Origin of the sequence: Pedobacter sp. Leaf170 (genome assembly GCF_920984665.1) — a bacterium.
GTDB lineage: Bacteria > Bacteroidota > Bacteroidia > Sphingobacteriales > Sphingobacteriaceae > Pedobacter.
Genome location: NZ_CAKLBP010000009.1, coordinates 69,308 through 86,833 on the forward strand (window position 1 = coordinate 69,308; position 17,526 = coordinate 86,833).

The 17,526-nt window shown below is 34.3% G+C and carries 16 protein-coding genes; 7 read left to right on the forward strand and 9 right to left on the reverse strand.

Annotated elements, in window-relative coordinates:
• Positions 1-69 precede the first annotated feature (69 nt).
• Positions 70-1,422 (forward strand): UDP-N-acetylmuramate--L-alanine ligase, encoded by a 1,353-nt coding sequence (murC, locus tag LUA90_RS18190; RefSeq protein WP_231491999.1) that lies wholly within the window; start codon positions 70-72, stop codon positions 1,420-1,422.
• Positions 1,422-1,742 carry a helix-turn-helix domain-containing protein gene (locus LUA90_RS18195; RefSeq protein ID WP_231492001.1) on the forward strand — a complete coding sequence of 107 codons (321 nt, stop codon included), beginning with the start codon at positions 1,422-1,424 and terminating at the stop codon, positions 1,740-1,742. Before murC ends, LUA90_RS18195 begins: the two co-directional genes overlap by 1 nt.
• A gap of 102 nt (positions 1,743-1,844) precedes the next feature.
• Here the strand turns inward: LUA90_RS18195 and LUA90_RS18200 are convergent, their stop codons facing one another.
• The 5 genes from LUA90_RS18200 to LUA90_RS18220 all read right to left on the reverse strand — a co-directional run bounded on the left by LUA90_RS18200 (position 1,845) and on the right by LUA90_RS18220 (position 7,885).
• Entirely contained in the window at positions 1,845-2,963 is a 1,119-nt protein-coding gene (locus LUA90_RS18200) for a GNAT family N-acetyltransferase (RefSeq protein WP_231492002.1), read from the reverse strand.
• Between the two features lie 72 nt (positions 2,964-3,035).
• Entirely contained in the window at positions 3,036-3,227 is a 192-nt protein-coding gene (locus tag LUA90_RS18205; RefSeq protein ID WP_231459855.1) for a hypothetical protein, read from the reverse strand.
• An 87-nt stretch (positions 3,228-3,314) separates the two neighbouring features.
• Positions 3,315-3,881: an SMC-Scp complex subunit ScpB gene (gene scpB / locus LUA90_RS18210; RefSeq protein WP_231492004.1), complete on the reverse strand. Its 567-nt coding sequence runs from the start codon at positions 3,879-3,881 to the stop codon at positions 3,315-3,317.
• A 253-nt stretch (positions 3,882-4,134) separates the two neighbouring features.
• On the reverse strand, positions 4,135-7,113 hold the full coding sequence (locus LUA90_RS18215) for a sensor histidine kinase (RefSeq protein ID WP_231492006.1): 2,979 nt from the start codon (positions 7,111-7,113) through the stop codon (positions 4,135-4,137).
• Positions 7,100-7,885 carry a LytTR family DNA-binding domain-containing protein gene (locus LUA90_RS18220; RefSeq protein WP_231492008.1) on the reverse strand — a complete coding sequence of 262 codons (786 nt, stop codon included), beginning with the start codon at positions 7,883-7,885 and terminating at the stop codon, positions 7,100-7,102. Before LUA90_RS18220 ends, LUA90_RS18215 begins: the two co-directional genes overlap by 14 nt.
• A gap of 128 nt (positions 7,886-8,013) precedes the next feature.
• On the opposite strand from LUA90_RS18220, the gene LUA90_RS18225 reads away from it, so the two are divergent.
• Positions 8,014-8,730, forward strand: coding sequence for a ferritin-like domain-containing protein (locus LUA90_RS18225; RefSeq protein ID WP_231459851.1), 717 nt, complete (start codon positions 8,014-8,016; stop codon positions 8,728-8,730).
• A gap of 18 nt (positions 8,731-8,748) precedes the next feature.
• Complete coding sequence (locus LUA90_RS18230) at positions 8,749-9,606, forward strand: ferritin-like domain-containing protein (protein ID WP_231492010.1); 858 nt, start codon at positions 8,749-8,751, stop codon at positions 9,604-9,606.
• A 319-nt stretch (positions 9,607-9,925) separates the two neighbouring features.
• On the opposite strand, the gene LUA90_RS18235 is transcribed toward LUA90_RS18230, so the two are convergent.
• From LUA90_RS18235 to LUA90_RS18245, 3 genes are read right to left on the reverse strand one after another with little or no spacing between them, the layout of a single operon-like run.
• Positions 9,926-11,050, reverse strand: coding sequence for a CofH family radical SAM protein (locus tag LUA90_RS18235; RefSeq protein WP_231492012.1), 1,125 nt, complete (start codon positions 11,048-11,050; stop codon positions 9,926-9,928).
• A 59-nt stretch (positions 11,051-11,109) separates the two neighbouring features.
• Positions 11,110-11,778: a hypothetical protein gene (locus tag LUA90_RS18240; RefSeq protein ID WP_231492015.1), complete on the reverse strand. Its 669-nt coding sequence runs from the start codon at positions 11,776-11,778 to the stop codon at positions 11,110-11,112.
• 1 nt (position 11,779) lies between these two features.
• Positions 11,780-12,409, reverse strand: a complete 630-nt coding sequence (locus LUA90_RS18245; RefSeq protein WP_231492017.1) for a hypothetical protein — start codon at positions 12,407-12,409, stop codon at positions 11,780-11,782.
• Positions 12,410-12,578: 169 nt separating this feature from the next.
• Here LUA90_RS18245 and LUA90_RS18250 point away from each other — a divergent pair, with 169 nt between their 5' ends.
• Together LUA90_RS18250 and LUA90_RS18255 are read left to right on the forward strand one after the other, a co-directional pair.
• On the forward strand, positions 12,579-13,823 hold the full coding sequence (locus LUA90_RS18250; RefSeq protein WP_231492020.1) for a pitrilysin family protein: 1,245 nt from the start codon (positions 12,579-12,581) through the stop codon (positions 13,821-13,823).
• On the forward strand, positions 13,816-15,087 hold the full coding sequence (locus tag LUA90_RS18255; protein ID WP_231492022.1) for a pitrilysin family protein: 1,272 nt from the start codon (positions 13,816-13,818) through the stop codon (positions 15,085-15,087). The genes LUA90_RS18250 and LUA90_RS18255 overlap by 8 nt, the downstream gene beginning before the upstream one ends.
• Before the next feature lie 74 nt (positions 15,088-15,161).
• On the opposite strand, the gene LUA90_RS18260 is transcribed toward LUA90_RS18255, so the two are convergent.
• Positions 15,162-15,443 (reverse strand): pyrimidine/purine nucleoside phosphorylase, encoded by a 282-nt coding sequence (locus LUA90_RS18260; RefSeq protein WP_231492025.1) that lies wholly within the window; start codon positions 15,441-15,443, stop codon positions 15,162-15,164.
• Between the two features lie 183 nt (positions 15,444-15,626).
• Here LUA90_RS18260 and guaB point away from each other — a divergent pair, with 183 nt between their 5' ends.
• Positions 15,627-17,096 (forward strand): IMP dehydrogenase, encoded by a 1,470-nt coding sequence (guaB, locus tag LUA90_RS18265; RefSeq protein ID WP_231459843.1) that lies wholly within the window; start codon positions 15,627-15,629, stop codon positions 17,094-17,096.
• Positions 17,097-17,526: the final 430 nt, after the last annotated feature.

A 17,526-nucleotide genomic window follows, 5' to 3' on the forward strand; every position in this document is an offset into this window, starting at 1 on the left:
GATGTGAATCGGATGAGGTGAGCAGCATTCATTCCAAAATTCACTCATTCAAAATTCAATAATTAAAATATGCGCATACATTTTATCGCAATTGGCGGAAGTGCCATGCACAATTTAGCAATTGCCTTACATAAAAAAGGTTACCAGATTAGCGGTTCGGATGATGTAATTTTTGAACCTGCAAAATCAAGGTTAGATAAATATAATCTGCTTCCCGAAGAAATGGGCTGGAATCCTGAAAGGATATCTCATTATTTAGATGCAGTAATTTTGGGCATGCATGCCAGAATTGATAATCCAGAATTAATAAAGGCGCAGGAACTGGGCCTAAAAATCTATTCATATCCTGAATATATTTACGAGCAAAGCAAAAATAAATTAAGAGTTGTAATAGGTGGCAGTCATGGTAAAACGACCATTACCAGCATGATTTTGCATGTTTTGAATTTTTACAAACGTGATTTTGATTATCTGGTTGGTGCACAACTTGCAGGTTTTGAAACCATGGTTAAAGTAACAGAAGATGCTCCGGTTATGATAATTGAAGGAGATGAATATCTTTCATCACCAATTGACAGGCGTCCGAAATTTCACCTTTACCATGCCAATGTGGCGGTAATAAGTGGTATAGCCTGGGATCATATCAATGTTTTCCCAACGTATGCAGATTACACCGAACAGTTTGATAAATTTATCAATACGATTGAAGCTGGAGGTTCATTAATTTATTGCAAGGCTGATAAAGACTTAAATGAAATCGTTGAGCATTCAAAAGCTGATGTTAAAAAAAATGCATATGCAATTCCCGAACATGAAATTGTTAATGGAATAACCTATTTACTACCAGAACGTACTGCGCTAAAGATTTTTGGCGACCATAATTTAATGAATTTAAATGCAGCAAAGTTAGTTTGCAATGAACTCGATATTGATGCTAAAATGTTTAATGAAGCGATTTCTTCATTTACAGGTGCAGCAAAGCGTTTGGAAGTCATTTCCTCTGATGATTTAACTAATGTTTATAAAGATTTCGCTCATTCTCCATCTAAATTAAAAGCTACAATTGATGCTGTTAAAACCCAATTTACAGATAGAAAACTTGTTGCTTGTATAGAATTGCACACTTTCAGTAGTTTGAATAAAGACTTTCTAAAAGAATATGCAGGTTCGATGGATAACGCTGATGATGCAATTGTATTTATTGATTTAAAAAGCTTTGAGCAAAAGAGAATGGAACCATTTTCTGAAGAAGATGTTCGCGAAGCTTTTGCAAATCCTAATCTAAAGTTTTTTAATGATGCAAAGGAATTAAAGGCTTATTTGTTGGGTTTAAATTATAGTAATGCAAATCTATTGATGATGAGTTCTGGTAATTATGCAGGTTTTGACTTGCCAGAATTAGCTGCATCTTTAAAAAGATAATGAAAAATGTTGGGGACAATATCAAGAAGCGGAGGGTTGATTTAGGTTTAAGTCAGGCCGATGCTGCGAAACATCTTGATATTTCTACACCGGCATTCTGTAAAATAGAAACCGGACAAACTGATTTAAACATTTCGAGATTAATACAAATTGCAAACTTATTTAAAGTTCCGCCTGCAGCCTTAATTACCGGGATGCTAGATGAATCTGAAACGAATGAAGACCTTTTGGATTTAAAACAACAACTTTTAGATAAAGAAGAAGAGCTCAATAAACTTCGGAAAAAGGTTATTGAGCTTTATGATAAATTGGGGATTTAGCTTTTTGTCATGACGAGGCACAAAGCAATCTCACAACATTCGCTAAAATCTTGAAACTTTAGCCTTAAGATTGCTTAGTGCCTGGTAATGAATTTTTTTTGCTTAAAACACCTTTCTCATCGTTAAATGTTTTTTTCCAAAGGTTGCGCCTGTAGCTTTATGTATGGAAATCATTTGTTCGTTAAAATCACCAACCCAGCTTAATTCCAATTCTTTATACTGGTTTTTAGGCAGAACATATTCGCCTAATCTTATAAATAAAACCGACTCTAAGCCATGTTTCTGGAATTTTGGTTTTGTACCCATAACAATTGCCCTCATTCTGGATACGCCAACCCAACGACGGTAGGCAAACTTTAGTTTTTCAATTAAGCCGAGCTTTCCATCAAAACCTTTAATCATTTGGTTTGCATCGGGTATAAGCACAACAAATGATGCCGGTTCGCCATTAAAGTATGCAAATTGAATTAGTTTTTCATCCATAATGGGTTCCATACTTTTAAAACTTTCTTGTAAAGTTTCTTTTTTTATCGGAACAAAGTTTTCGAAATTTTGCCAGCCATCGTTATAAATTTCCATTAAATCATCTATATACTTTTCAGAATTTTTCTTGTCGAAATACTCAAATGTATAGCCAGGTTTATTACGCACCCAATTTGCAATTTTGGTGAAACGTTCAGGAAACGGAATTGTTAAATTTATATGGTTGGTTAATTGTTCATACTCAGTTTTAAAGCCGTACGCATCAAAAAGCTTTTGATAGTATGGAAAATTATAATTCATACCAAAAGATGGGGGAGTAAAGCCTTCTACAAGCAAACCCCAAAACGAATCGTTTTCGCCAAAATTAATCGGTCCATCCATGGCTTTCATTCCATTTTCAGTAAGCCAGTTTTTTGCAGTATCAAACAATAAAAATGCAGCTTCCTGATTATCAATAGATTCAAAAAAACCAATTCCGCCTGTTGGCTGGTAGTAATTATGCGCTTTTTTATCATTTATAAATGCAGCTATTCGGCCTGTCAAATTTCCGTCTTTATCCTTTAAAATCCATCTTGTACATTTACCATGGTTAAAAAAGTTGTTTTTTGCAGGTTCAAAAACATTTTCAACTTCGCTATCCAAAGGGCAAATCCAATTTTTATCTTCCTTGTATAATAATTTCGGAACTTTTAAAAAATCTTGTTTTGTTGATGAATTATTTACTGATATTATTTGCATGAGGTAGTTTTAAAAATAAAAAGCATCCAACCAAGCGGTAGGATGCTTTTTCAAATATATATTATTTAGAAATTAAAAATCGTCATCTTCATCATCGAAATTATCAAAATTATCGAGATCATCTAGCGGAATGTCAAAATCGGCATCATCTTCATCTTGTGATTTCTTTCCAGTGCTTACGGTGTCGTCATCTTCAAGATCATCATCTTCATCTACCTGTTTTTTGGTAGTTGGCTTAGTGGGGAGTTTCTTTGGCGCTTTCATATCACAAAAATAAAAATTGCTTTTATAGTATAAAAATACGAAAAAACTTTTTTTTATAACAAGCTGTTTTTAAACAAATTAAAAATATTAATCAATTGGTGTACCAATAGCATTTTCTTCTTTGCTTATGTCTTTTAGTTGTGGCAATTGCGATATATTATTTAATCCAAAATAATCCATAAAAGTACCACTGGTTTTATAAAGGATTGGCCTTCCTGGTGTTTCGGCTTTACCTTCCATGCTAATTAATTCTTTCTCCAATAGTCTTTGCACAGAGTAATCTGAATTTACACCACGAATTTGCTCAATCTCTAACTTTGTTATTGGCTGGCGGTAAGCAATTATGGCCAAAGTTTCCATAGCGGCCTGGCTAAGCTTCTTTTTAGAACGATGAAGTTGTAATTGATTTACGGTTTCGTGATAATCTTTTTTCGTTAAGAACTGAAAGCCATTATTTAAGCTTACCAATTCTAAAACATTATCAGCGTTATCGTATTTAGTCTGGAGTATTTTTACTTCCTTTTCAATTAATTGTTCAGAAAATTCTTCATTAAAAACCCCATTAAGTGCAATGATAATTTCTTGAATGCTTATGCTTTGCACAGATGAAAAAATTAATGCTTCTATGTGCTTTGCAAGATTGTTTAGAGACATAAACAAAAATAAAATTTTTGGCTAAAAAAAAGCGGTCTCGCTTTTAAAAAACAAGACCGCTTTTAACACACAAATGAAACCTGAATTAAGATATAGTTTTAGGTTAGGTTATTAAATATCTATATCAATTCTATAAGAACGTCTTTGATAAACACTATCGTTTATTTCTAATACAAGTTTAAGGCTAAACAGCATACAACGTTATTCTTATTTAGTGAGTGGTATTAATAATTGAGTAAACGGTAAATATTGTTTATAATGGTATTGAAATGAATACAGAAGTGCCATTTGTAGTGTTTTGATATACTTTTAATTGTATAGGTTTTGCTTCAATCTGACCTAAAAGATTTAATCTTTCTTTGGTAAGCTGCATGCCTTTACTAATGTGTTTATCTTTTTTAGCCTTTAAAGAATTTTCTATACCAACGCCATCATCAATAATTTCGATATTTAAAGTGTTTTCCTTCTCAATTTTAATGTTAATTTGAATTTCTCCACCAGTTTCTTTGGGCATTATGCCATGCCAAATCGCATTTTCTACGTAAGGTTGTAGCAGCATAGATGGAATTAAAGTTTCATCTTTATCTATATTATCATCAACATTTATAATATATTGGAGTTTATCCCCAAATCTGTTTTTTTCTAACTTGAGATAAAGATTAAGGTATTCTAATTCTTCTTCTATTGTGATATAGCTTTTGGTACAAATTTCGAGGTTTTTACGAATTAACCTGGCAAAACCTGTTAACACTTTATTTGCTGAAGTTGTATTTTGTGTATTGATGTAATGTTGTATAGAATTCATTACGTTAAATACGAAATGAGGATTCATCATCGCCTGCAATGCCTGTTGCTCTAACATCAAAATCCTGTTTTTAAGCAATAATTGTTCTTGTTCTTTATCTTTTTGTCTGCGGGTAATGTACACCGCGAGGCGATAAAATATATAACCAACAAGCAGAATAATTAATGATAAGAACCAGAAGCTTTGCCAAAAGTGCGCTTTAATGGTAAATGAAATTTTAGCCGATGGTCCCCATGCGTTATTTTGGCTTTTAGCGCTCACTTCAAAATTGTAATCTCCTGGTTGTAGTGCCGAAAAATCAAGTCTTCTTGTTCGGGTTTCTACCCAACTGGATGTTTCATTTAAACGATATCGGTATGTAATATCACTTGTTGTAAAATCTACCGCACCGAAAGTAAAAAGGATTGTGTTATTGCCACTTTCAAATACAAAATTATCTTTATCAATTGATAATCTTTCCTTATCCTTTATAATCGAGGTGATGTAAACCTTAGGTAGATTTCTGGGTAAATTCTTGTTGTTGTACTTAAATAAGATTAAACCCTTATTGGTTGCAAAATAAGCGGTGCTATCATCAATGTACAAACTGTTAACATCTTCAGTTAATAAATCCTTTCCATAATCAAAATTGGTTACATCAGATTGCTGATAATTTGAAATCTTATTAACGCCCTTATTTGTGAGCACCCAAATTTCTTTGCTTTTAATAAATAACTTTGTGCATATATCATTTGTTAAACCATCTTTTTGGGTGAGCTGCTTTACAATCTTGTTATTTTTATAGAAAAGAACACCATAACCATCAGTTGCTAAAACTAAAGTTCCATCTGGTAATTGTTGTATATCATTAATTCTTTTAGTTAAAAGTGTATTATTTCTGTAGTGATGTATAAGGCTGACCTTATTAAATTCGAATAATCCGTTGATGTTTGAAAACCATAAACTTCCATTTTTATCATAAAATACGTGGTATGACCGGTTTTTAAAGAAGTCTTCTTTTTCTTTATATTTTAATGAATTAAACTCTAATTGATTTATTCTATCGGATAAAAAAACCACGCCAGATGATAATGCAATAGCCAAATGATTGTCTCGTTCACTTAAGCTAAAATGTTTAATCACAAACATCGAATTATTGGTTTCTTTCAGGTATTTAACATCATCTTTGGTTTTGTAAATGTTTCTAAAAACACCTAAACCATAATCAGAAGCAAAGTATACCGATTGATTTTTCGGATCGTAAGTTATTTGTTTAATGGTTTTATATTTTTTGTAATCATCCATTCCAACTTCATCGATTTCGAAATTGCTAATGTTTAAAATATCGATTACAGCATCATCGGTACCTAACCATAACCTGTTTTTCGAATCTTTTGCAATGCTTTTAATTACATTACTACTCAAGCCGGATTCGGCATCAATAATGGATAATCTTGAGTTAATGTTTGGCAACATGTAAATACCTTGGTTTGTTGCAAACCACATATTATTGCTATTATCTTTTATCGATTGATTAATAGAAATACCCTGCAAATACATTACAGTTTTACCGCTTTTACTCAGCGCCAGTGCTCCATTATTACTGGCCAACCAAACTTCCTGCTCTTTTGCATCGTAATAAAAATAACCCGACATATTTTTAAGCAAATTATCAGGTATCCTTATTATCGAATTTATTTTACCTTTTTGAAATTGATTTAATCCAAAACCATCCAAATAATATAAAGACCTGTCGGGTGCATTAAATGCTGCCATATAAGATAACGGATTAACGTTATTGCTTATCAGCGAAAAAGAATTACCATTAAATTTCTGTGTACTTTCATCGCTGTAGGCATATATATTGCCAACCTCATCTTCATGTAAGAAGGCGTTGGTAAACTGCTGGTTTATATTTGGCGACACAAACTTGCTGATAGATTTTCCATCCCATAATACAATCAGGTTTGAATTTGTTCCAAGCCATATTCTTCCTTTTTTATCTTCTAGAAAAGAAACAATAACTGTGTTAAAATTCAGTTTTTTTAAAAGTTCGCTGTTGTTGCCATTGTAAAATTTACCATCTTTTAAATAGCTAAGCTGCCCATTTAAGGCTAAGAACCAGAGTTTATCTTGTCTATCTTCTTTAATTTGAAGTATTTGTGTATCAGGCAAGCCATCTTCAATGGTAAAGTTTTGAAAATTTGTGCCATCAAATCTACTTAAGCCTGCATCTGTTGCTATCCAAATAAAACCTTTTTTATCTTGATGGATATAATAACAATTATTACTTGCTAAACCGTTTTTAGAAGTATAGTGAGGCAAATAAGTTGTTTGTGCAAAGCAGGCGCAGGAGAGAAGCAAAAAAATAAGGCATACAGAAACTAATACCGTTTTAAAAAAACTTTTTTCAAAATCGCTTGCTATGGTCTGCCTAATGTTCTCCATTAGATTTTGTGAAATGTTTTATTCTTTCAAAAAAGTCACTTGCCCTTCTTCTGGATACATTTATGCTTTGGCCGTTTTTAAGGTAAGCTTGTAAACCATTTTTAGAATTATATTCTTTTAAATGGTTAAGATTTATAATGCTTGATTTATGTATACGTACAAACTGTTCTGATGGTAATATTTCTTCAAATTCTCTTAAAACCTTCGAAACTGTAATTTTATCGTGGTTGCTTAAGTGAAAAACGGAGTAATTGCTATCTGCTTCGATATATATAATGTCGTCGATATCAACCATTTTAAAACCCTGGCCGTAAGGCAAAGTGAGTTTTCTAATTTCATTTCTATTAGATAGGCTAGATGCTAAATTGGTAATGCGCTCATCTTTATTATCGCTAGCCTGATGCAATTTAGTGTGCAATGCAACTTTTTCTACGGCAGTTTTAAGTTCATCAATATCAATAGGCTTTAACAAGTAATCAAGGGCATTTGCCTTAATTGCTTTTAACGCATACTGGTCATAAGCGGTTGTAAAAATTACTGCTGCGTTGTGCAATTGCGCATCCGGAATTAATTCAAAACCATTTCCACCGGGCATGGCTATATCCAAAAAGATTAAATCAATAGAATGGTGAGCCAAAATATCTTTAGCCTCAGCTACAGAACGGGCAATGCCGGTAATTTCTACATCCGGACAATTTTGTTGCAGCAGAAAAAAAAGTGATGAACGTGCAAACTCTTCATCATCAACAATAATGGCTTTTAGTACTGTCATATTTATAGGTTCGTGAATGTATCAAAATCGGCCAATAAAAAAAAATGTAAAATCAAAAAACCGGGCAATCAAATGTCACGTATATATCACCAAACTAGAACATATTATATCCCTAAACACAAAAAGATATGAAAAACAATGAACTACAAACACAAGATGAACTTCAAGAAGAAAGTTTGTTAAAAAGTAGAGTAGGCCGTAGGTCGTTTCTACAGTATGCAGGTGCAAGTGCAGCTGGTATAGCTTTAATTGCTGCAGGCTGTAAAAAAGATCGCAATTTTACAATGGATGGTGCTACTTTAGATTTTAAAGACGATTTTGGTGTATTAAATTATGCTTATGCTTTAGAACAATTAGAAGCCGCTTTCTACATTCAGGTTGCAAATTCAAACCCTTCAGGTTTCACAGCAGCTCAAAAAGCATATTTTCAAGATGTTCAATTTCATGAAATTGCACACAGAGAGTTTTTCAAAAAAGCTTTAGGCACAGCAGCTATTGGCAGTTTAGAAGTTAACTTCTCATCTGTAGATTTTAATAGCGGTGCAAGTGTACTCGCTACAGCAAAAACTTTCGAAGATTTAGGTGTTGCAGCATACAATGGTGCTGGTGTAAGATTAACTAATGCAGCTTATTTAGTTATTGCCGGACAAATCGTTTCCGTTGAAGCTCGTCACGCTGCTTATGTTAGAGACCAAATTTCTAACGGTACATTCGCAGATTTAGGCACACTTACTGCTTTTGGTGCTTCAGATGCAAATGGTTTAGACGGGGCATTAACTCCAGATAAAGTTTTAGCATTGGCTGGTCCATTCATCAAAACCAAAATTAACGTTATCAACCTTTAATCTTTAAACTCAGAAATCATGAATATCTTAAATATATTAGACGAAATTGAAAAAGTTGATGGAGAGATCTACGAAAGATTAAATCCTCGCAGAGCTGCAATGAAAAGTTTTTTCAATGCAGGTAAAAAAATCTCATTGGCTGCTTTACCATTAGCATTGGGTTCAATGTTCCAAAAAGCTTATGGTCAATCTAACCCAAGCAGTGTAGTAGAAGTATTAAACTTTGCATTGGCTTTAGAGCATTTAGAATACAATTTTTACAATCGTGCATTATTATCAACAGGCTTAATTCCTGCAGGTGCAGCAACAGGTGCAATTACCACTATCCGTACGCACGAATTAGCACACGTTAATTTATTAAAAGGCGCAATTACTGCTGCAAATGCTACTCCAATTGCTTTAACTGAAGCAAACTTTGATTTTACTGCTGGTGGTGCTTTTGGAGATGTTTTCACTAACTACCAAACTTTCTTAAAAGTTGCTACAGCTTTTGAAGATACAGGTGTTAGGGCTTACAAAGGTCAGGCGCCTGTTTTAAAAGGCATGCCAGTATTAACTACTGCATTGCAAATTCACTCTGTAGAAGCTCGTCACGCGGCTCACTTACGCCAAATGACTGCTGCTGCTTTAGGTGTGGCTTTAAAACCATGGATTAGCTTAGGTGCTGGTGGTGTTTCTAACGATACCGGAATTGCTGCTGTAGATGCGGTTTATGCAGGTGAAAACAACACAATCCAAGCTAACGTAGAAATTACAGGTATTGCAACAGGTGTTACAAAAGCTGCAGCTGCAGAATCTTTTGATGAGTTTTTAACCGGTGCTGCCGTAAAAAATATCGCTAATTTGTTCATCAGAACTGGTTCCAAATTAACGTAAAACAAGAATCTACATTATTGATTAGGTAATGTTTAGTTTAAGGTAGGGAGGCAGAACTGGGTTCTGTTTCCCTTTTTTTGTGCTAAATAATTTGCACAATTTACTTTGAGTTTAACGATGTTATAAAATGTTTTTTTTTTTGAAAAGCAAGTTTAGCGTTTCAATTTTCGGCAGCCCTTCTTTACGCTATATCTTTTTTGCAGAAAAAGCAAAAAAGGATGCCGCTACAATAAGGTTTAATTCACTCAAAATATTGCTAAAAACCTGGGTTATTTAGCAAGTGATGTTAAAACCTTTCGAACAACCATAGCAGTTGTTATTAGTAGGTTATCACCTGTTCTTCTAAATGTTCTGGTAAATCTCGGTAGTTATATTTTTGTCCACGTAATTGAGGTTCAAAACCAGCTGCTTTAATAGATTGCTGAATTCCGTTCGCTGTAAAACGATGCGGCGCTCCTGCAGCAGACACAACATTTTCTTCAATCATAATCGAACCAAAATCGTTGGCGCCCGCATGCAAACAAAGCTGTGCTGTTGTTTTTCCAACGGTTAACCAACTTGCCTGAATGTTTTTAATATTAGGAAGCATAATCCGGCTTAAAGCAATCATGCGGATATATTCATCAGCAGTAACATCGTTAGTAATGCCTCTTAAACGCTTTAATAAAGTTCCATCATCTTGAAATGGCCATGGAATAAAGGCTAGAAATCCATTTGCATCAGCAGGTTTTTCACTTTGAACTTGTCTAATCCATACCAGATGTTCAAAACGTTCTTCAATGGTTTCAACATGTCCAAACATCATCGTTGCAGAAGTAGTAATATCCAATTGATGGCAAGCACGCATCACATCGAGCCATTCTTGCCCGCCACATTTACCCTTTGATATTAACCTTCTTACCCTGTCATTCAAAATTTCTGCACCAGCACCTGGAAGTGAATCCATTCCGGCTTCTTTCAATGTTCTCAAAACTTCTGTATGGCTTAATCCTTCAAGTTTAGCAACGTGAGCAATCTCCGGCGGACCTAAAGCATGAAGTTTTAAATCAGGATATAATTCTTTTAATTTTTTGAATAAATCAGCGTAAAAGGCTAAACCTAAATCGGGATGATGACCGCCTTGTAATAATAATTGGTCGCCGCCTAAACGAAAAGTTTCTTCGATTTTTACTTTGTAAGTTTCAATATCCGTAATGTAACTTTCATCATGGCCCGGGCGACGGAAAAAGTTGCAGAATTTACAGTTTGCAATACAAACATTGGTAGTGTTTACATTGCGGTCTATTTGCCAGGTAACTTTGCCGCTCGGAACTTGAATTTTTCTTAGTTCGTTCGCAACAAACATCAGCGATGCTGTATCTGCATGATGATATAAATGTACACCTTCTTCAAGGCTTAAAAAATCGAAGTGTAATGCTCGTTGTAATAAATCGGCAGTTTGCATGAAGCAAAAATACTTGAAATATATAGTACTATAATCACAGTTTTATAAAAAAATAACCTTTAATTATTTTTGATAGTATCCGGTTTCTTTTTAAATAAGTTCCGGATATCATTTCCTTGCTTTTTTAATTCTTCTATACGCTTTTTCGCACTATCACTAACTTTTGTAAAGTTTTCATTAGCCGCCTCAACACTTTTCTTAACTGTAGTTCCTCCGGTTGCAACAGCATCAGATACCTGTTTAACCGTTCTCTCGCCAGTAACCACAGCATCAGATACCTGCTTCACTTTTTTAGTGGCATTAACTCTACTGCTATCGATAAATTTCTTAGTAGCAACTGCTATTGGCGTATTTTCTATACCACTTGGTGTAATAACTTCAGTATTTGAAATGGCAACTTTAGTGGTGTCATTAGCAGGCTTACCCAAAGATGTATTTGTTTTGGCAAGTAATTGCTCGTAATCTTTATTAACTATCCCTCCGTGTGATGTATAGTAGGTTTTGCTATTCAGGTAAGTGGTTTTAGCTGTTTCCAATTGTTGTTTCGCAGCAGATATTCTGGCCGTATCATTACTTAATAAAGCAGCATCATAGGCTAATTGCGCATCTGTAAGTGCCAAGGCAGCAGATTCGTATGATTTAGTGAAATCAATTTTTTCTTCTTTTGTGGAAGTATTACATGCAGTTAAGCCGAATGATATAAAGCAAAGTGCAATAATATATTTCATGTTATTTCGATGTTGTAAATTGGTCAACTATTTTTTTTAATGAATTTGTTTCTTGCTCATCAGTTATTTTTCCATCAAGCCTTTCAATTTCTAAATTATTAATGCGCTTTGCAAATTCCAAATACTTTAAGTAACTGTTAAGCACTTCAATTTTTGTTCCATTATTTGTTTGCTCTACATTAGCTAAATTTTTAACGAAGGTTTCCATATTATCAATGCAAACAATGTAGGCTTGAAAAGCATTAGCACTAAAATAATCATTTACTAAATCATTATTTTCCAACTGCGGATATAGTTTTGGCAATTCAACAGGCGTTTTTTTTAGCGTTTCGGTTAAATTTACTCCAGAATTTGAAGTATTCAAGTACATGCCCTTAGTTTTCATCTGGCAATTTTCGATTGCTAAATTGGTTGTATTTAGTAGTTTGACCAGATTGTTTTTCTTATTGATGTTATCAAGAAAAGTATTTACTGCGAGCGCAATGAATAATCCTGTGAAGGTAGAAATAAGTGAAATTACAAAACTAAATGTTTCATTATTGTTCTTTCTCCAAAGACTTTCCCTCTTAAAATTTAGTAGAAAAAGACTGACTGAAACTAAGACTAGCGATATTATACCGTATGTAAGCATATTTTTTTATAATGTTGCTAATAAAATTAATTAATTTTCAATACAATCAAAACCAAAAAAAGCCTGATTGCTTTTAACTTGATTAATACTGTGTAAAATTTGATACTATACTTTCATTTAGATAATTAAACAATTTAGCAATTCAACAATTCAATTATCTTTGTTGCTTATGGTAGATTTTAATCGCTTTACACTAGCCAATGGATTAAAAGTTTTGGTTCACGAAGATCCAACAACTCCAATGGCAGTTTTAAATATTTTATATGATGTGGGTGCTCGCGACGAAAACCCCGAACAAACTGGTTTTGCACATTTATTTGAACATTTAATGTTTGGCGGTTCGGTAAATATTCCGAGTTACGATGAGCCTTTACAAAGAGTTGGCGGCGAAAATAATGCTTTTACAAGTAACGACATCACAAACTATTACATCACTTTACCTGCAGAAAATATTGAAACTGCTTTTTGGCTGGAAAGCGATAGAATGCTGAGTTTGGCTTTTTCGGAGAAGAGTTTGGAAACTCAAATTAATGTTGTTAGCGAAGAATTTAAACAACGTTATTTGAATCAGCCGTATGGCGATGTTTGGTTAAAACTTCGCCCGCTGGCGTACAAAAAACATTCATACCGTTGGGCTACAATTGGTAAGGAGCTTTCGCATATCGAAAATGCAAAAATGGATGATGTTAAAGCCTTCTTTAAAAAACATTACAACCCTTCAAATGCAATTCTTGTGGTTGGCGGTAATGTTAAAACAGCAGATGTAAAAAAAATGGCCGAGAAATGGTTTGAGCCCATTCCATCTGGAGATAGATACGAACGTGATTTAATTCAGGAAGATAAACAAACAGAAGCAAGGGCAGAAACGGTTAAGGCTTCGGTACCTTTAAATGCCATTTATGTAGCCTTTAAAATGCCGGGTAGGTTGGATAAAGATTATTATGCTTTTGATTTGCTCTCAGATATTCTTTCAGGTGGTAAATCATCGCGTTTACACAATAGTTTACTTAAAGAGCAACAATTGTTTAGTGATATTAACGCGTATATTTCCAGTAGTTTAGATCCGGGTTTGTTTATTGTTGAAGGAAAACTGGTTGAAGGTGTTTCTGTAGAAAGGGCAGAAGCGGCTATTTGGGCAGAACTTGAAAAAATAAAAAACGAACCAGTTGGTGAAACAGAATTAACTAAAGTTAAAAATAAGGTAGAATCAGTTTTGGTTTTTTCTGAAATGAATTTGCTGGATAAGGCTATGAATTTAGCTTATTACGAACTATTAGGCGATGCAGATATTTTAAATCAGGAAGCGTCAAAATACTTACAAGTTCAAGCTGAAGACATTCAAAGGATATCAAACAGTACATTTAACAAAAACTCATCATCAACATTATATTACTTAACAGAAGAACATGCTTAATCGTACTCAAGCACCTGATTTTAAACAGGTAAACAAAATTGAATTTATTCAACCGGTAAAGCATGTTTTAAATAATAATGTACCTGTATTTACTGTTTTTTCTGGCGAGCAGGATTTGGTTCGTATCGAATTTATATTCAATAACGTAAATTGGAATGCAGAAAAACCATTGCAGGCAATTGCAGTAAGTGCAATGCTTAATAACGGTACAAACAAGCTTACGGCTAAAGAAATTGCCGAAAAAATTGACTTCTATGGTGCTTTTTTCCAAACTGAATATAATCAAGACCAATCTGTAGTAACACTGTATACTTTAAATAAACATCTTAAATCGGTATTGCCAATTGTAAAAGATGTTCTGTCTGATAGTCAGTTTCCACAAAAAGAATTAGATATATATATTCAAAATCAGAAGCAAAAATTACAGGTAAATCTTCAGAAGAATGATGTGCTTTCTCGAAAAGAGTTTTCGCATGCATTATTTGGAGCTACCGCCTACGGTGTTGATATCCAGTTAAAACATTACGATGCATTAAAAAGAGATGATTTGGTGGAGTATTTTAAGAATGCTTATTCTCCGAATAATTGTACCATTGTTGTTGCTGGTAAATTTAGCGATGAGGGTTTCGATTTACTCAATTCCGAATTTGGACAACATTGGGCTGATGGAAATGTAATTAAAAACAGCTTTAGCTTTAAAACGCCCGAGAGAAAGATCGTTTATAAAGAGAAAGCAGAATCTTTACAATCGGCCATCAGAATCGGGCAACTTTCAATCAATAGAAAGCATGAAGATTTTGCCGGCGTTCAAATTTTAAATACTGTTTTAGGTGGATATTTCGGCTCTCGATTAATGACAAATATTCGTGAAGATAAGGGTTACACTTACGGAATCGGTTCAGGAATTGTATCGCTTCATAATTCTGGTTATTTCTTTATCGGTACAGAAGTTGGCGCCGATGTTTGTGCCGATGCATTGAAGGAAATTTATAAAGAAATTGATTTGTTAAAGGCTGAGGAAATTGGTGAAGAAGAATTAAGTTTAGTTAAAAATTACATGCTTGGTTCTTTATTAGGAAGCTTAGAAAATGTTTTTTCTCATGCTGATAAATTTAAAAATATTCATTTCTCTGGCTTAACTTACAGTTATTACGAAAATTACATTTCAAAAGTTAAAGCCATTACCGCCACAGATTTATTAGCGCTGGCCAATAAATATTTAACTACCGAAAGCTTTACCGAAGTTGTGGTAGGGAAGAAGTAGATAAAATTGAATTCTGTCATATTGAGCTTGTCGAAATGCTTCATAACTTTTCGACAAGCTCAATATGACATATTTTATTTATAAACACAAAGATAAGCCGTTTGGATGTCGGTTTTAACCTTAAACGAAGCGTTTGCTTTTACTTCAAAACTACTTCCTGCTTTGTATATTTTCCAGTTATTTTCATTCGGCAGCAAAGCTGATAATTGACCTTCAATTACATTCATTATTTCTTTCTGAGAAGTTCCAAATTCATATTCACCTGGATTTATAATGCCTATGGTCGCCTTGCCTTCAGCAGTTTGAAAGCCTAAAGATTTCACATTGCCATCAAAATATTGATTTTCTGTTATCATAATTTATTTAACGAATTTTTTGAATAATCTATAATAGTTAATCTGTTATAAAAAGAAGAATCTCCATCAACAAAATCATTTGTCAGCCAAGCCTAATATTTAAGTAATTTTGCTTTGTAACTTTTATTTTGCTGTAATTTTTGTATCTTTGCCCCGCATATAATAAATCCTAATTTATTTTCTATGCAACTCGATTCCTCAAAATTTATTGCTACAGGTTTAACTTACGACGACGTACTTTTAGTACCCGCTTATTCTGAAATTCTGCCTCGCGATGTAAATACTGCCACTTTCTTAACTAAAAAAATTAAGCTTAACGTTCCATTAATATCCGCTGCAATGGATACAGTAACAGAAGCTGAACTTGCCATCGCAATAGCTCAAAATGGTGGAATTGGTATGTTGCATAAAAACATGACCATCGAAAGGCAGGCCAATGAGGTACGTAAGGTTAAGCGCTCTGAAAGTGGAATGATTCAAGATCCGGTAACTTTATTGGAAACTGCAGTTGTTGCAGATGCTTTCAAAATTATGAAAGAGCATAAAATAGGCGGTATTCCGGTGGTTAGCAGCGATAATAAGTTAGTTGGAATTATTACTAACCGCGATTTGCGTTTCCAAAAAAATATGGCAAGACCAATCGCTGAGGTAATGACTAAAGAAAACTTAATCACAGCACCAGAAGGAACAAACCTTGTTCAAGCTGAAGAAATTCTTCAAAATCATAAAATTGAAAAATTACCTGTAGTTAGTAAAGATGGCTTTTTAAGTGGCTTAATTACTTTTAAGGATATCTCTAAAGTGAAAAATTATCCGGCTGCTTGTAAAGATGAGCGTGGACGTTTACGTGTTGGTGCTGCTGTTGGCGTAACGGCTGATACCTTGCAAAGAGTTGATGCTTTAGTAAACGCAGGTGTTGATGTAATTACAATTGATACCGCTCATGGACATTCAAAAGGTGTAGTTGATAAATTAAAAGAAGTTAAAGCAAAATACCCTGATTTACAGGTTATTGTTGGAAATATTGCAACCGGTGCAGCAGCAAAATTTTTAGCTGATGCAGGAGCTGATGCTGTTAAAGTTGGTATTGGTCCGGGTTCTATTTGTACCACCAGAATTATTGCAGGTGTTGGCGTTCCACAATTATATGCGGTTTACGAATGTGCCAAAGCATTAAAAGGTACAGGTGTTCCGGTTATTGCCGATGGTGGAATTAAACACACCGGTGATATTGCTAAAGCAATTGCTTCTGGTGCAAGTACAGTGATGGCAGGTTCGTTATTTGCAGGTGTTGAAGAATCTCCAGGTGAAACCATCATTTACGAAGGTCGTAAGTTTAAATCTTACCGCGGTATGGGTTCAATCGAAGCAATGGAACAGGGTTCTAAAGACCGTTATTTCCAGGATGTTGAAGATGATATTAAAAAGTTAGTTCCGGAGGGAATTGTTGGTCGCGTACCATTTAAAGGAACTTTAGCCGAGGTTATGTACCAATACATTGGCGGTTTACGTGCAAGTATGGGTTACTGCGGAGCTGCAAATATCGAAGCTTTACAAGAAGCACAGTTTGTTCAAATTACAGCTGCGGGTATGCGAGAGAGTCATCCTCATGATATCACCATCACTAAAGAAGCTCCTAATTATACGAGATAGGCTTAAAGGTAAAAGCTTTCTGTTAATTCGTCATTTCGACCGCAGTGGAGAACCACGAAATACTCAGCGTAGCTAAATCTTTTAAATAGCTTAAAAAAACAAAAACGAGGTATCAGTAACGATAGCCTCGTTTTTTACTTTAGAATAAATTTTATTTTTTTTTGGAAATGAATGCCCTGTAATATCGGTTCATTCAGTCCTGCCATTCGCTTTATCCCGAGAAATTCGGGATGCTCGCTGCTGTCAGGTTTAAAATTAACGGCTTGTTCTAAAACGCCCTGCAACTGTAAATAGTTGCACCTGCCGTGCCATCTAAACGGGATTGAAGCGATATCCTTTTAAAAATTGCAACAGCTTCATTCACGCTGTCATTCTGAGGCACGAAGAATCTCACTCCGATGAAACAGATACTTCGTTCCTCAGTATGACA